At 57.6% G+C, this 16,290-nt stretch carries 14 protein-coding genes; 10 read left to right on the top strand and 4 right to left on the bottom strand.

The window, feature by feature from the left end:
• Positions 1 to 84: 84 nt before the first annotated feature.
• Positions 85 to 552, top strand: coding sequence for an Hsp20 family protein (locus tag J7416_RS19480; RefSeq protein WP_170469814.1), 468 nt, complete (start codon positions 85 to 87; stop codon positions 550 to 552).
• A 276-nt stretch (positions 553 to 828) separates the two neighbouring features.
• Complete coding sequence (locus J7416_RS19485; RefSeq protein ID WP_209227107.1) at positions 829 to 2,031, top strand: serine hydrolase; 1,203 nt, start codon at positions 829 to 831, stop codon at positions 2,029 to 2,031.
• Between the two features lie 140 nt (positions 2,032 to 2,171).
• Here the strand turns inward: J7416_RS19485 and J7416_RS19490 are convergent, their stop codons facing one another.
• On the bottom strand, positions 2,172 to 4,355 hold the full coding sequence (locus J7416_RS19490; protein ID WP_209227109.1) for an esterase-like activity of phytase family protein: 2,184 nt from the start codon (positions 4,353 to 4,355) through the stop codon (positions 2,172 to 2,174).
• Positions 4,356 to 4,495: 140 nt separating this feature from the next.
• Positions 4,496 to 5,971, bottom strand: a complete 1,476-nt coding sequence (locus J7416_RS19495; RefSeq protein ID WP_209227111.1) for an NAD-dependent succinate-semialdehyde dehydrogenase — start codon at positions 5,969 to 5,971, stop codon at positions 4,496 to 4,498.
• Between the two features lie 284 nt (positions 5,972 to 6,255).
• Here J7416_RS19495 and J7416_RS19500 point away from each other — a divergent pair, with 284 nt between their 5' ends.
• The 8 genes from J7416_RS19500 to J7416_RS19535 all read left to right on the top strand — a co-directional run bounded on the left by J7416_RS19500 (position 6,256) and on the right by J7416_RS19535 (position 14,158).
• Positions 6,256 to 7,335 (top strand): hypothetical protein, encoded by a 1,080-nt coding sequence (locus tag J7416_RS19500; RefSeq protein WP_209227112.1) that lies wholly within the window; start codon positions 6,256 to 6,258, stop codon positions 7,333 to 7,335.
• A gap of 251 nt (positions 7,336 to 7,586) precedes the next feature.
• Positions 7,587 to 8,705, top strand: a complete 1,119-nt coding sequence (locus J7416_RS19505; protein ID WP_209227113.1) for a hypothetical protein — start codon at positions 7,587 to 7,589, stop codon at positions 8,703 to 8,705.
• Positions 8,706 to 9,056: 351 nt separating this feature from the next.
• Complete coding sequence (locus J7416_RS19510; protein ID WP_209227115.1) at positions 9,057 to 10,988, top strand: ATP-binding protein; 1,932 nt, start codon at positions 9,057 to 9,059, stop codon at positions 10,986 to 10,988.
• Positions 10,988 to 11,281, top strand: coding sequence for a hypothetical protein (locus tag J7416_RS19515; RefSeq protein ID WP_209227116.1), 294 nt, complete (start codon positions 10,988 to 10,990; stop codon positions 11,279 to 11,281). The genes J7416_RS19510 and J7416_RS19515 overlap by 1 nt, the downstream gene beginning before the upstream one ends.
• Positions 11,282 to 11,324: 43 nt before the next feature.
• Positions 11,325 to 11,780, top strand: a complete 456-nt coding sequence (locus J7416_RS19520; protein ID WP_209227117.1) for a hypothetical protein — start codon at positions 11,325 to 11,327, stop codon at positions 11,778 to 11,780.
• Between the two features lie 117 nt (positions 11,781 to 11,897).
• A complete protein-coding gene (locus tag J7416_RS19525; RefSeq protein ID WP_209227118.1) occupies positions 11,898 to 13,235 on the top strand; it encodes a DUF6638 family protein in 1,338 nt (445 codons plus the stop codon).
• Entirely contained in the window at positions 13,236 to 13,502 is a 267-nt protein-coding gene (locus J7416_RS19530) for a hypothetical protein (RefSeq protein ID WP_209227120.1), read from the top strand.
• An 11-nt stretch (positions 13,503 to 13,513) separates the two neighbouring features.
• On the top strand, positions 13,514 to 14,158 hold the full coding sequence (locus J7416_RS19535; protein WP_209227122.1) for a DUF1523 family protein: 645 nt from the start codon (positions 13,514 to 13,516) through the stop codon (positions 14,156 to 14,158).
• 32 nt (positions 14,159 to 14,190) lie between these two features.
• Here J7416_RS19535 and J7416_RS19540 read toward each other — a convergent pair whose 3' ends face one another.
• Both J7416_RS19540 and J7416_RS19545 read right to left on the bottom strand, forming a co-directional pair.
• On the bottom strand, positions 14,191 to 15,285 hold the full coding sequence (locus tag J7416_RS19540; RefSeq protein ID WP_209227123.1) for a flagellar basal body P-ring protein FlgI: 1,095 nt from the start codon (positions 15,283 to 15,285) through the stop codon (positions 14,191 to 14,193).
• Positions 15,282 to 16,289: a flagellin gene (locus J7416_RS19545; RefSeq protein ID WP_209227124.1), complete on the bottom strand. Its 1,008-nt coding sequence runs from the start codon at positions 16,287 to 16,289 to the stop codon at positions 15,282 to 15,284. The genes J7416_RS19540 and J7416_RS19545 overlap by 4 nt, the downstream gene beginning before the upstream one ends.
• Between the last annotated feature and the right edge of the window lies 1 nt (position 16,290).

Consider the following 16,290-nt stretch of genomic DNA (forward strand, 5'->3'; position numbering starts at 1 on the left):
CGCCAAAGACGGGGCCCGGATCAACCCGATGCCCGTCCAAATGGAGGGCAGAATACAGATCGCTCTGATATGAGGATATGACACATGCGTAGTTTTGATTTTGCACCCCTGCACCGTGCCACCGTTGGTTTCGACCAGATTGCCGACATGATGGATCGCGTGCTGACCAATGACGTGGCTCAGCCGAGCTACCCGCCCTATAACATCGAAAAAACCGATGCCGATACCTATCGCATTTCGGTTGCCGTCGCCGGTTTTTCGGAAAATGACCTGTCGGTCGAAGTGAAGGAAAACGCTCTGATCGTGGCCGGCAAGAAAGCCGCCGAAGACAAAGAGCGCAGCTATCTGCACCGTGGCATCGCCACCCGCGCGTTCGAACGCCGCTTTGCGCTGGCCGATCACGTGCGTGTCACCGGCGCCAGCCATGAGGACGGCATGCTGAACATCGACCTTAAGCGCGAGGTGCCCGAAGCCCTGAAACCGCGCCGGATCGAGATCACATCGGCTAAGGCCATCGAAAAGGATGTGGTCGACGCCAAAGCCGTGAACTAAGGCGACCTGATACGCCGCGATAATCGTTCCTCTCTGGATTATCGCACCATACGCCCCGCGTTCCTCCAGACGCGGGGCGTTGTTTTTTGTTGAATTGGGATGTCCGCTTTGCGGACAAAGCAGGCCGTCACATCCGCACAATTTGGTGGTTTTGGGCTCTCAGTATAAATTCGAAGAAAATGGGGGGAGGGAACGATGAAAACACTATGCTATTTCTGCGCCTTAGCATTTGCGGGTGCGGCTTTTGCGCAGGACAACACAGTCGAAGGACGGCCGATGACCGCAGCCGAGATGGGGATCATGCAAGGGACACCTCCTACTCGAACCATCGATATTTCTGCTTGGGACAAAGGCCCGGACAATCGTTGGGCGTTTCAACATATCAGCGAGTTCCTGCACGTCGCAAATATCAGCCGTGGTTCAGGACCGGCCGCGCCTCTCAATCTCGCGCCTCAAGACCTCTCAGGGCTTCAGTTTGACGGCTTAGACGGTCAACCGATGACAGTCGCGGAAATGCTCGTCCGGACGTATACCGATGGTTTCATCGTTCTGCACAATGGCGATATCGTCTTTGAAAAGTACTTCAATGGAATGACACCGGACACGAGGCACCTTCTGATGTCCGTGTCGAAATCCGTTACAGGAACTCTGGCTGGGGTACTCGTGAATGACGGACGACTGAACCCGACGGCGATGGTCACGGACTACATCCCGGAGATGGAGGGCGCTCCGGGTTTTGGCGATGCGACGGTTCGGCAAGTTCTTGATATGACAACCTCTATCGTCTTCAGCGAGGACTACGCCGACCCTGAAGCAGAGGTTGTCGCACACGAGGCCTCAACAGCTTGGCGCGGTGAAAATGCACCCATGGCCGAGGAAGGGGTCTATGCCTTTGCCACTACCATTGAAAAAGACACGTCGCGACCACACGGTCAGCAGTTCCAATATGCATCGATCAACACCGACGTTCTTGGCTGGTTAATCGAAAGAGCTTCGGGACAGCGGTTTGCGGACTACATGAGCACCGCGATCTGGTCGCAGCTTGGAGTCGACCACGATGGCCAAATCACAGTCGACTACAAGGGCGCCGCAGCCGCGAACGGCGGATTCGTTCTGACTCTGCGCGACCTTGCTAGGTTCTCACAAATGGTTCTGGACGACGGATTCTACAATGGCCGCCAGATTGTGCCGTCAGGGTGGATCGACGATATCCGTTTTAATGGGGACAACTCGGCTTGGCAGCCAACAAGCTATTCTAAGACTTGGCCCGACGGTTTCTATCGAAATCAGTGGTATGTGACCAAGGACGACCACGGTTCGTTCTTCGCCGTCGGAGTCAATGGTCAGCACATCTGGATTAATCCCACTACGCGAACAGCAATTGTTAAGTTCTCATCGCTTCCAGTAAGTGCAGACAAGGAGAATATCGCGTTGGGTTGGGCTGCAATGGATGCGATCTCACGCTCATTTCAGGAGTAGTCGGGAAACCCGGCATTTTCCCTTTTGAAGCCACAGACAATACGGCACTTCGAGCGTCTGCTTCGTGCTCAAATCTGACCTCTGAAGTCAATTGACCCCGCACAATTTCGTGCGGGGTCATTAAGGGTTTTGTCAGTGAATTAATTCCCAGCCGAAACCGATCCAATCGACCAGAACATCGTCTCGCCCGAGGCATCGTCGACGCCGTCATTGTCGGTCATCACGAACGCTTCACCAGAGGGCAGGATGGCCAGACCTTCGATTTTGTCCAGAACGTAACCGCCGGTCGAGGTCAGGTCGGGCAGCAAGTCACGGACCTCTTCCTTGCTGACGACAGGCAGGTCTCCACCCAGCGGGGCGGGGGTCATCTCGGAAAGCGGAATGCGGTAGATCTTTTTGGTTACCGCGCGGTGGTCGTGCTGATTGTCGCGCTCGATGACATAGACATGGTCGCCGAAGGCCACGATTTCCGACAGCCCAACCCAGCCTGTTTCCGGGTCGGCTTTGGGATAGTGCACGGCCCCCCATTCCTTGGTGTCCAGATTGTAGGCAACCAGCTTAACGTGGTTTTCCGGATCATCCTTCCACTCGCGCTGAACGGCCATCCACAGGGTGTCGCCGACCTTGGTGATGCCTTCGAAACCAAAGCGTTTCTCAACGGCCATAAGCTCCGGCGGCAGGCCGATCTCGCCCTTGCGATCCTTGATCTTTCCCTCGGCAGAGACATGGTAGATCGCGTGCGGGATGACACGGTCGGTGCGCCCTTCGGAGGCGACGTAGAAGCCACCCTTGCCGTCCAGCGTGATGCCCTCAAGGTCCAGCTTCTGGGCCGGGTTGCCGTCCTGACGGTGGATGCGGATCACGTCGACGATGCGGGCCGGTTGCTGGCTGGGGTCGATCTTGAAGATCGAGGGCTGGAAGCCGTAGAAGCTGTCATTGACCGCATAGATCATGCCATCTTCGTCCGCGACCAGACCGGACAGCGCACCCCAACCGATCAGCTCATCCGCGCCTGCAGAGGTCAGATGCGGATAGTTGGCGGGGGCGTCCTGGTACTCAAAGATCGACACATGCGCGCGCGGGCCGCCATCCTCGATCAGGTCTTTTTCATTGGCCGAGATCAGCAGGTTGCGATCCGGGATCGCTACATAACCTTCCGGTCCAACGCCCGAGGGCAGCAGCTGTTTCAGAACCGGGTTCGCCGGATCGGTGGCGTCATACACGCCCACGACCGAGGCGCGCTCGGCCCCCACAAAGATCATCGGCGTATCGCCAAAGGTGGCTGCGGTCACGCTTTCCGGTTCAACCCCTTTGCTGTCCGAGCGTTTGTCGGGGTAGTGGCCGATCTGGATGATGGCTTTCTCGAAATCGGTGCCGTTCTCGTAAACAACGGTTCCGTCCTTGTGGAAGATCGTCCAGCCACGAGAACCGCCTTCATAATCGCCTTCATTGGCGGTGGCGAAGTGATTGTCATCGATCCACTTCACCGCATCCGGCTCACGCAGGCGGCCCGGCTGATTTTCGGTGAAGATCAGCGCGCCGCGTTCGTCGGTGGCGTCGATGCCTTCCAGATCCACGCTGCCAGCCGAGAAATGGCTGATCACGTTGCCGTCTTTGTCCACGACCGCGACGTGGTTGTTTTCCTGCAGTGTGATGACGGTTTCGCCCAGACCGTTGATGTCCACGAACTCCGGTTCTGGATCAGTTGGGGCGACGTCGGCCAGACCGGTCAGCACGGCCATCTTCATACCTGCGCAATCCAGTGCGCCGTCTTTCAACGGAACCATAGCCAGCGACCCGGCAGGCAGTTGCGGGATGACGCCGTCGTTTAGGTCTTCGTCACGCTCGTTTTCGATCGCCACGGCGACAAAGCTGCCATCGGGGGCGATGGCGACGCTGTCAGGCTGACCGCCCAGATCACAGGCGCCGGTTTCGGCCTTGCCCGCGATGTCGACGGAAATCAGTTTGCCCGACGGGGCGGTGTAACTTTCCGATGTGTTCACACCGACAAAAGCAGTCGCGCCAACGATCCCAACCGAGGTCGGCTCACCGCCCACCTCCATCGCGCCCAGCGGGGCCGGGTTCGCAGGGTCCGTGATGTCGACCATGCCGATGACACCCAACGGGCTGTCGGTATAGACCAGAGTCATCCCGTCAGCGGTCGCTGCGATAATCTCGGGTGACGTTTCACGGGTGGTATCGGCCCCTTCGGCCATATTCTTGACGACGGGGAAAGATGCAATTCGGTTGAAGTTCATCTCTGCCGCAGCCTGACCGGCAGTCAGGGCAAGGGCAGATGTCAGGCAGACAAAGCGCAACGACATCGGTTGGTATCCTCTCTTGCTTGGATGCAAGGGGGATGACCGCCGGTCATTGCAGGGATGTGACGTTTTGTTTGCAGTTTTGTGACAAACGAAAAGCCCCAGCGCTGTGCACCGGGGCTTTTTTGTAAAGTCGTCTCAGATCAGACCGACATGCAGATGTATTTCATCTCAAGATAGTCTTCCATGCCGTGATGGCTGCCTTCGCGGCCCAGGCCGGACTGTTTGACGCCGCCGAACGGCCCAACCTCGGTCGAGATGATGCCGGTGTTCACGCCGACGATGCCGTATTCCAGCGCCTCGGCCACTTTGTAGACGCGGCTCAGGTCCTTGGCATAGAAATACGAGGCCAGACCAAAGATGGTGTCATTGGCCATCGCGATTACGTCGTCTTCGTCCTCAAACTTGAACAGCGGGGCCAGCGGGCCAAAGGTCTCGTCCTGCGCGACCATCATGTCCTGGGTCACACCGGTGACAATGGTCGGCTGGAAGAACGTGCCGCCCAGATCGTGGGGCAGACCGCCGGTCAGAACCGCGCCGCCCTTGTCGGTCACGTCCTTGATGTGCTCTTCGACCTTGGCGACCGCTTCGGCGTTGATCAGCGGACCTGTTGTGGTGCCCTCGGCCAGACCGTCACCGATTTTCAGCGCCTCAACAGCAGCTTTCAGCTTGGCCGCGAACTCGTCATAAACGCCTGCCTGCACGTAGATGCGGTTGGCGCAAACGCAGGTCTGGCCGTTGTTGCGGAACTTGCACAGCATCGCGCCCTCGACGGCCGCATCCAGATCGGCATCGTCAAACACGATGAACGGCGCATTGCCGCCCAGCTCCATCGAGCACTTCATCACCTGATCGGCGGCCTGTTTCAGCAGGATGCGGCCCACTTCGGTCGAGCCGGTGAAGGTCAGCTTGCGGACACCGGGGTTTTCGCAGAATTCCTTGCCGATCTCGCTGGAGCTGGAGGACGGCAGCACGTTGAACACGCCCGCGGGGATACCGGCCTGCTCGGCCAGAACACCCATGACCAGTGCCGACAGCGGGGTTTCCTTGGCAGGGCGCGCGACAAAGGCGCAGCCCGCCGCCAGCGCAGGAGCCGCCTTGCGGGTGATCATCGCATTCGGGAAGTTCCAGGGCGTGATCGAGGCCGCCACGCCGATCGGCTGCTTCAACACTGTGATCCGCTTGTCACGCTGATGACCCGGGATTGTCTCACCGTAAACGCGCTTGGCCTCTTCGCCGAAGAATTCGATGAACGACGCGCCATAGCCGATCTCGCCAATGGCTTCGGCCAACGGCTTGCCTTGCTCGGCGGTCAGGATTTTGCCCAGATCCTCGGCGTTTTCCATCATCAGGTCGTACCAGCGGCGCAGAATCACGGCGCGTTCCTTGCCAGTCAGCTTGGCCCATTCCTTTTGCGCCGCTTCGGCTTGCGCGATTGCGCCGGCAACCTGAGCGCGGCTCAGGTCTGCAACTTCGGCCACCACATCGCCGCGCGCGGGGTTGGTCACGGCAAAGGTGCCATTGTCCCCATCAACCCACTGACCGCCGATATAGGCTTTGGTTACAAGCAGATCAGGGTTTTTCAGGATTGATTTCAGGTCGGTTGTCGCGTCCAGCATGGGTCAGCCTCCGGCAGTAAAAATTTGTTAGCACTCAAACAGGTGCTCTCTGGATTGTCTATGTCCACCCGTACGGTCAGATCAATCCAGTTTTCGTATGGTAAACGTGACGTCTTTTTGCCTACCGCGCGCATTCATGCGATCTGCGGTGTCAGTGTCAAGCCGCCTATCTTTTTTCGCCGGAGTTTGCCAAAGTCCTGCTGGTATTTGATGCCCAAGGGGATGTAAATCATCGTAACATTCCCTACCTTATTGGGTGCATAAGTAAAAAAGGGATAGGACAGATGTCGAACCAGCAGTTTGACGCGTTGATTCAGGAAACGCAGCAAAAAGTGCGCGAAAGTCAGTCACAGATCGAAGGGCTGACATCCCGGATTGAGGCCGCACGCGCCAAGATTGGAACCGCCGAGGCGGATATCGACATCGAAAACGCCACGCTCGAGGATGTGCACGCCCATACCGAGGTGATGAACGCCAACATTGCCGAGTTGATCATGGGTCTGGACGATGTCACCAACGCGTTTTCCAAGGATTTTGACGAAATGCGGTCGAAAACCGGGTGGGAGTCCTTTGTCGGCATCTTCTCGAAGGGCAAATCCGAGTCGATGCGGCAGGAACGGATGCGCACCGCCAATATTGATGACAAGCTGCAGGATCTGATCGCCAAGTCCGACGTGATCGTGCAATTGCTGCAAGGGCAACTGTCCGTACTGGAAGAACAGCGCGTCAAGGTCGAAGACAACCTGACCGGCACGCTGGACGACCGCGAGGCGACTGTGGCTGAGCTGGAGTCGCTGCGCGCCGAGATTCAGGGCATGGATCCGACAATCATCACGCTGGAAAACAAGATCAGCGTCGAACAGGACGCCGCCGCGCGCACGCAGCTGGAAACCGAACTGGCCGAGTTGAACAAGCAGTACAACGCCAAGGTTCAGGAAGAGCAGGTCAAGCTGGCCAAGAGCCAGACGCTGGAGCGCTATATCGAAAAGGGCAAGACCTGGGTCGACTCGCTACAGAACCAGGCGGCGACGCAGATGGTGCTGATCAACAAGCTGCAGACAGACACGCAACAGCGCGTGGTGCTGTATGACGCCCTGACCAAATCGCTGAAAACCGCGCAGCAGCAGGACGTGGCCCACCGCATCAACGAAATCGGCGTGCAGACAGATCAAGAGGCGCAGACGGCAATGGCCGCCATCGGCACCGCGACCAACCAGAAAATGGCCGACATGCTTGAGGCGCACGAGGATCACATGGTCTTTGCCCGCGACGTGCTGGAGAAAAAGGCCAAGGCGGACGAACGCTTTGCCCGCCGTTTTGCCTCGATTGTCGAGAAGCATGATAAGAATTTGTATGGGGGGTGAAACCTTAATCCGAGCGCCACTAAAGATGCTTATTGCGGCACTATACGTCGCGCTCTTCGGAGCGTTTCTCATCCTACTCGGGTATCTGCTTCAATTGGTTCCCGTGTATCTCGGCCCCGATTTGAGAATGACGTTGTTTATGGTCCCATTGATTTTCGCGCTCGGTTCTTTTGGAGTTTCAGCCGTATTCGCAATCTGGGGTGTGGTTTGGATGGCATTCGAGGTATTCCTTCTATTGGGCGATAAGCAAAATGAATAACCCAACCCAGGACCATGTCGGCCTGACCGATACCTTCGCCTCGCGCCGCTATTTCCGCAAATTTGAGGTGATCACCGTCCACCTTCTGCGCGTGGCTGCGACGATGGAGGCCGAGGGCGCGATCAGCAAACAAGAGGTGCGGATCGTGTCGCGTTACCTCTCGGGGCTGCTCTACACTTTTCGCGCGCTGAGTATGAAATACCTGCTGGTCGGGCGGGATACGGGGCGGTTCTTCGGTAGCCTCGCCATGGACAAGCGTGACAGCGGGTTTCCGGTGGCGGCCGAGTTGCTGACCATGGCCAATGACGCGCAGCAGGCGCAGGTGCATCTAGCGAATATGCCCTCGGAAGACGATCTGAAAACCGACATGGTGCGGACGATCATTGGTGATCAGGAAATACCGACCAAGCTGCAATTCGCGCTGTCCCAACGGCTCTATTACGAGGAATTGCTGAAAGGTCAGCTGTTCTGGGCCCGCAACGATCCCGAACGCCACTGGATCGGGAATGAGGGTGAACGGCGCAAGTTCATGATCCACTGGGCGGTCTATGACAGCCAGATCAATCTGCCGGTCATCTACCTTATGCAGTTGGAGGATAGCGGCAAGACAGCTCTGCCCAAGGACCAACGTCGCTGGCCCGAAGTACAGGCGCATCTGATGGCGCAGTCCTTGGGTGGGTTGAAGCTGGTGACGATTGCCAAGGGCTTTGATCAGGATTTCGACGACCTGCACCCCAAGCACCTGCGCCGTATCCATGTGGGTCCGATGTATTCCTCGGCCTTTACCGAGCAGTCCGGCCCTTTGCGGCAGGTGCTGGAGGACGCACAGGCGCCCGAGGGGCAGGACTGGGCGCTGGCATGGACCACTGAAGAACTGGAAAGCGAAGAGGTGATCGAGGAACGCGCCGGGTGGTTCTCGACCGTCGAGCGTGAGGTTTTTGCGTTGGACCCGTTCGGCGGGCAAGGGGCCGAGACTGGGGCGACGCGCACCCAACGGTCGATCATCCTGCCGCAGCGCCCGTTCCAGGTGCTGGCCGAACGCAACCCGCCGGGATTCGCCGACGTACGCAAGTTCGTCGTCAGCAAGACCGGGCAGGTGTTGAGGTACTAAATGATCAGGTGCAGCCTTGTACTATTGATTTCCGTGTTGGCCGGGTGCAGCGGCTATCTCTCGGAAGATTACGAGGACTTCAAACTGCGCGTAGCGCAGGAGCATCCTGTTGGTAGCTCCCTTGGCAGTCTGGAAAAACATTTCCGTGCAAGAGGTTACAAGAAAACAGGTGCGTTTTGGATTCCAACACCTGATCGGCCCAATCCCCTACCGACGTGCTACCAAAGGAATTTGACCTATGGATTTTGGGCCGGAGGAAGGCGCGCTGTGTGTGTAAGGGCGGGTAAAGACCAAACTATTGCCGAGATTGAAACCTATCAATTGGTTGCTGGATTGTGAGGATGTGTTGAAATGAGTTTGACGTCAGATCAGATGGAATTGCGCGAAGACGACATTCGTAAGCACTATCCGGCGGCGACCGCTTTGCTGAACGGGTTCGAGCATGCGCCGCGAATTGCGAAACCGGTTGATACTGCTGTTGAGCGGTCTCCGGGTGTCTCTACAGGGCGTCGGTTTCGGTCGACCACGCCGGGGCTGGTGACGCGCCGAACCGCGCGTGCAGATGGGGTGCATCTGGTTGAGCGGATTGAGGCGTCGGATGATGGCGATACGCTGGTTTCTCCGCCGCAGGCAACTGCGCAACAAGCCATCCGGCGCGCCATCGCAATCGCTCTGGCGGTGGGGGAGGCCTATGCAGAACAGACGCCGTTGGCTGACCTGAAACGGGCGAATTTGGCCGGCGACTTGCCGTCTGCTCGTAAGACAGAGTTCTCAGAGCTGCTGACCGCTGAGGCACTGGTCACGCTGCACACGTTTGGTAACGCGTTGGCTTATCTGATGTCTTCGCACCTAGGCGAAACGACGGTTGATCTGGGTGAAATCGAGGAGGTTCTGACTGACAATGGCCAACTCGCCCTGCATGGCGCTTTGTGGGAGCTGGATCAGACGCTGGCCAAACACGCGCCCGATGATGCGCATCTGATTGCCGCCGCCAGCGCCTATGCTGAGCAGTTGATGGAAAAGGCCGCATTGCGCGCCCAATCCGCAGGTCATCTGGGGCCATTCCAGAACGCCGCCTGGCATATTGAAGCCGATGATCTGACGATCCGGGGTTTTGAGCCTGCATCGAAGGCGAAATCCACCACCCTGACCATGACGTTCAAGAAACCGAACGAGGTCGTCGGCAACCATATCGCCAAGTATCAGGCGATGAAGCTGGCCAAGATGCTGATGGCCTATGACTTCGACCGCCGCCTGAACCCGTTTGCGGAACTTGGCGGGTTCATCTTTACCTTTATGGGTGATGGTAAACCGGGCACCGGCAAGACGACCCTCATCCAGATGATGGCCGGGCTGATAAACGATTACTGCCAGAACGCAGGCTACCCGTTCCGCTATCAGAACCTGAGCACTGACAATATCGACAGCTATCAGGGCAAATCCGGTCAGAACGCCAAGGCGTTTATCAACACGATCATCGACCCCTCGGTCATCGGCTTCGGCACCATCGACGACATCGACCAGCTGGCGGGTAAACGCGGCGATCGGCAGTCCTCGGCCGGGCAACTGGAAATCACCGCCGTGCTGATGGAGAGCTTTGCGGGTGCCAACACAGTCGTGCGCGGCAACTGCACCTTTGGAATGTTCTCGAACTACCCCGAGAATGTGGACGACGCCCTGCGCCAGCGGGCGGGGGCGCGGTTCCTAGTGGACGGGCCGCAAACGCGCGAGGATTACATCGACATCCTGCACCTGCTGATGGGCCGCAACCACGACATCCCGCTAGGTGAGCACGAAGCCTATGCCGCGCAGGAGATCAAGAAGGCCGTCGCCGCCAGTTTCGAAAGCCACGCCCGCCCGCATGAGGACGCCTTGCTGCAGGTCTATGACCGGGTCTCGGGCGAGATAGGCCAGATGGACACGATCGCCAAGTTGGGCACCTATCTCAAGGCGATCCAACAGGCCGATGAGCGGTTCACCGGTCGTGCGATCAAGAACATCACCGATGCGGTCAAGGTCCGCGCGATGGATTTCGAATTGCCTGACGAATGGATGGAAAACCCCGACCTGTTCCTGTTCCGCGACTACGACACCAAGAAGGCGATGATCGAGGACCTGCGTCAGCCGATCACGGTGGAAATGGTGATCCAGGAAATCAACCGCTATGCCGACAGCGAGTTCCGCTATGCCGACAAAAGCGACGAGGTCGCCATCGAAAACGCGGTACGTGAGATGGGCCGGATGGAAGAGGCCAAACGGCGGTATCTGGAGGGGAAAGGGTAATGCTTGTTTACGCGATTTCCGGTTTGGCGCTTGTTCTGGGCCTTATCCTGCCTCTGCGCTGGGGTGTGATCGGATTTCTGGGTGCTGTGGCCGTTCTGTTCCTGACCCAGTTCGGAGTGAACGCGAGCAGCGGATTTGAGGGCACCTCATGGGAAGAGTCCCTGATCCTGTTTGAGGGCAGCGTGGTGTCTTACATCGGGTTTAACTTACAGATCACGGCGCGGGCGTTTTCACTGCCGTTGTTGGTGTTGGCGGTTGTGGTCGTTGGGCGGTTCAAGAGGGTGATGATTTGACCACCACCGAACAATTCAATTGTCTGTGTTTGGGGCGCCTTGTATGACTTCGTACTCAAAGGCAGTTCCCATTCTGTTTGGATGCTTAGCTGCGACGCAGGCTACAGCTGAGGTCTACTACAATGAGATTGGCAAGAAAGCCTATGCTCAATGGGATTGCGCTGCATTCGCTGCACTAACTGATGAGCATCAACAAGAAGGGCTGAAACTCTTCAACTCAGGATATGAGAAGCTAGTGCTGTTTGTAGAAGCTGGACGTGCTAGTAAACTGAATTCAGACAACACAAATGAGGTGCCGGTGGGAATCCTCTGGAATCTCACTAGCGGCCCGTCTGCAGACTTTTCGATCGGGTACATGTGGTATCAGTTTTTGGATAATGCTGAGGAGGAGACCGCAGATGCAGATTCTGATCTTAGCTACGACCTGATGATGAGTCTCAAAGCGGAAAAAGCGAGCCAAATCTATCGGAAAAAGAACTGTGAACTTCTTCTTGACTAGAAGCGATGTTTTCGCGGCGCAGCCGCGACGCGCCCGACCCGCCCCCCAGGGCGGGCGCGTTCCGCACCCACCCTCGGGCCGGGCGCATCGCTACCGTTGTGCGGGAAGGCAAATGTCATGATCCGCCTCATAGAAAAAGGCCTGATGTTCGGCAACCTCGTCCACATCTCCAGCCCGGCTCTGGTCGAGCGGTACAACCGCGCGCTGCAGCATCTGGCGGGCAAGTCCACGACGCTGACGGATTTCCACGTCGATATCTCGGGCTATTCGCCAGAGGTGGGGATTGAGCTGGAGGATGAGCTCTACCTTAACCCCAACGGGGTCAATCGGCAGTTCATCTTGTTGACGACCGAGCAGAAGCGTGCCCCTCTGCTGAACGTCAAATTCTCGACCTCGCGCGATATTTTGCGGGAATTCATTGAGATGAACGAGGCGCAACTGTTCGCGTTGACCGCCACCGATGCGGTGGCCGGAGAGCTGGTGAACTCGGTCTTCAAACTCACCACACCCGGCGACTTGCTGAACTTGCGCAAGATTGAGATCGAGGCTGACACCGCTGGCGGTACCCTGCGCAAGGCCGAGCAGCTTGCGCGCATGGTCGAACAGTTCAAGACTGAAGAAGACGCTTGGTTCGATGACGTGCTGATCGCCAAGATGATCGAAACCGCCAAAGAAACCGGCGATGTCACCCGCAACCCAGTCCGCCTGCGTCACACCGCGTTTGAACAGCGGAACTTCTGGACGGCGCATTTTGGCGGGCTGTACCTGTTCCCCGATCTGGATCATCCGGCCGCCATTTGCATGGGAGACGCGCCAGAGGATCTTCCGCTGAAACACATCTTTGAAAAGGCGCAGCCCAATCAGATCGCCAAGTTCCTGCGGTTAAACAACCTTGTCGAGACGATCATCGAAGCCCGGGGCGTGGACTCGAGCGCGATCCTGCAACAGAAGATGGATTTTCTGACCGTTTCTGCTGCTGCGGACGGGGGCGTGGATCTGACAGGGTTGGATCGCAGCGATATGCGCCGGTTGGCGCGCAACCATGCCGATCGTCTGCCCGAGGCCTATCACGGCCTGGCACAATTGCTGCGCTGGGCGAAGGATGGTGGTCCTTGGCCGCGCATCACTTCGGACCATCCGGCGTATTTCTATACCTTGCGTGCAACGGACACGCCGAACCGCGATCTGGTGAACATGCTACTGGCCGAACTGGCCCCACTGGACCCGCGCCATATGTTCATTTGCCACAAGGAACTGTTCTACCGGACCTACGCAACCTGGCCGGAAGCCAAAAAAGCTTATGTTGCCGACTTTCTTGCGCGCGAGTATCAGGTGGACAAAGCGGGTGCTCGGGCCGCGCTGTTCGGCCATGAACCGGACATGAGCGGCAGTGACCGGGTCAGCGATGAGGTCATCGCAAGGGTCGGTCCTTGGGGCGCTGTTGGGAGAAGTTGAATGTTTGTCGCGCTGCGATTTTTGATCCCTTTGCTGATTTTCCTTACGATCCTTTATGTGGGCGTGTCGATTTATTCTCGCTGGGTTAGGCGGGGTAAGTTGATCGCGCATTGGGAGAAGAAGGGCCTGACCGGTGATCGGGATGCGTTTGTCCAGCGCGGTCTGCAAAAATATGATGGATCGTTTCGCCGAAAACTGATCCTTGGGATCTACATCGTGCCGTTGGGGTTGATCGCGATCCTGATTTACGTTTCGAATTTCATGTGAGGGTTTCGCAGATGCGTTACATCAAGTGGGGCTTTATTATCCTGTTCTGGGGCACGATTGCAGCGGTGTTAAACTACACCTTACCGCAGCATGATGTGGTGCGGATCTCGGACACCTATGAAAAGCGGATCGACCCTGGTGAAAACAGTATCTTCTGGTCGGTTCACGATGTCGGCAGTGATGCGACGACGCCAAACCGCGATGTGTTCTTCATCCAAACGCGCAAGACCAATGGCAAAGTCATGGTCTATCGCAACGAAGACACAGGCTGGGGCTGGCCACCCTATTTCAAGCTGAACTCCTCGAACCTGCAGGCCGAAGCAGCGGATTTGAAATCAACGACCGAAGCGCCTCGTTGGGTGGTTGTGCGCCACTATGGCTGGCGCAGCGAGTTCCTGTCGATTTTCCCAAATGCGGTGAAAATCTGGGCGGTCAAAAACCCTGATGTGCGGATCATCCCGTGGTTCAACATTATCTTCCTGACCGTGTTCTTCGCGATCGTTTGGGCCTTATGGGTCCGCTGGCGTCGGTTTCGCGAAGCGCGGGTCGACCCAGTGATCGAGAATATGGAAGATGGTCTGTACGCTGCCGGGGATGCCATTGAAGAACAGGGCAGCAAATTCAGAAGATGGCTGAACAGCTGGAAGTCAAAGTGATCAAATCCGGGGCCGCTTGGCCCCAGATTTTCTTAGCGGACGACAAATTCGGCGTGTAATGCACCCGCCGCTTTGATCGTTTTGAGAATATCGATCATATCGCGCGGCGACACCCCCAACGCGTTCAGGCCAGCGACGACTTCGGACAGGGTTGTGGCTTCGGGGATTTCGGCCAGCCCTGTCCCTTCCTCTTCTTCTATGCCTGCGATGGTTCTTGGCACGACAACGGTCTCGCCACGCGCAAACGGATTCGGCTGCACTGCAATCGGAGCTTCTTCGACCGTTAGCGTCAGGTTGCCCTGCGACACCGCCACGCGAGAAATCCGTACCTCTTGCCCCATGACAATCGTGCCCGAACGCTGATCGACCACAACACGGGCTTTGGTTTCGGGTTCGACCAGAATGTTTTCGATCCGACTCAACGCGTGAGCGGTCGAAATGGCCTGCGTCGCTGCAATATTCAGTTCGACCGTGCCGGAGTCGCGCATGATCGCCACGCCGCGATTGAATTCGGCGTTGATCGCGGCCTCAATCCGACCGGCCGTAGTGAAATCCGGTTCGCGCAGGGCCAATCGCATTTGCGTCAGCGACGACAGTTCGAAATCAATCTCGCGCTCGACGCGTGCGCCCGACGGGATCACACCCGACGTCGGAACACCCTGAACGACCGAGGCGGCATCGCCTTCGGCCACGGCGCCACCGGCGAGAACAGTACCTTGAGCAACCGCATAGATTTGCCCGTCTGCGGCATTGAGCGGGGTCATGATCAGCGTACCCCCAAGCAGGCTTTTCGAATCCCCGATGGCCGAGACCGTGACGTCGATCTGCCCGCCCACTCGGGAAAACGGAGGCAGACTTGCGGTCACCAGAACGGCGGCCACATTTTTGGGGCGAAAGTCTTCGCCATTCACGTTGACGCCCAACCGTTCAAGGATGTTGGACATGATCTCTTCGGTGAACGGAGAGTTCCTGAGCCCGTCGCCAGTGCCGTTCAGGCCCACAACCAATCCGTAACCAACCAGATCGTTGCCACGCACCCCGTCGAAATCCACCAGATCCTTTAACCGGATCGCCCCGGCCGAGGCCAAGCCAGGCAGCAGCATCAGAAGAAAGACAAAAACTCTCATCTCAGGAAGTTCACCAGCGATAGGTTCGCGTTGCGAACGGTGACGGAATACAAACTCTCCAGCTGGAACTGGACGGTCTTTAACTGCGTGGCCGTTTCGTACGGATCTGCCGCGATCAAAGTGTTCCGACTGCTTTGCAAACTTGTGCGCGCCGCGGTGTTGCGCGTCTGAGCCTGCTCGATCCGGGCTTCGGTTGCGCCGACATCCGCGCGCAGCCGCACCAACTGATCCTTTGCATTGACCAGATCAACGCCCAATTGCTTGAACAAGGCTGTGCGCTGCTCGGTTGGGACGTTCAGGCCGCTGTCCGAAACCACCGCGGCGACCGCGATATCGCGCAGCGCGGCTTTGATGGCGGGGTCTGTTGCCGTGATCGGAATCGAGACGCTTTCATTCTCGGAAATCTGCATCGGCGCCAGTTTGGTATCAGAGCCACGGTACATCACGGCGTCAAATCCTGCAGGGTCGTTGAACCAATCCTCGGCCCGCTGCCGGATATCCGCAACGGTTGCCGCGCCGGTCAGCTCTGTTTGAAGCGCGGCAATCAGCGCGTCCGCTGACGGCAACGGTGAGACATCCGTCGCGGTGCCGGAATACAAACTGCGTCCGCCTGCCCGTGCGTTCAGTGCGGACATTATCACATTCAACTCATTCTTGGCCTGAGTGGATGCGTTTTCATGCGTGACCGCTTGGTTTGAAGTGCCAAACGACAAAAGGGATGAGGTGATACCGTCAACGGCCCCGGCAACAGTATTCAGACTCAGCTGCATTGCGTCGGTGAACAGGCTTGCTTCGGCGGTCGAAACCTTGAAAGCGTCCAAGCGGGACAGGCTGCGATCCAGATCCAGAAGGTGCGAGTAATCCCCGTCCAGTTGGCCGGAAATGTCCTGAACCCGGCCAGACGACAGCTCATACGAGAGGGTTTCGATCTGGGTTTTGATCTCGGTCGATCGGGTTCTGAGTGTCAGCCCGCGCGCCAGATCACCTATGGATGTCAGATTCATC

It is taken from the genome of Ruegeria sp. R14_0, assembly GCF_017743975.1.
In the GTDB taxonomy this organism is placed as follows: Bacteria; Pseudomonadota; Alphaproteobacteria; order Rhodobacterales; family Rhodobacteraceae; genus Ruegeria.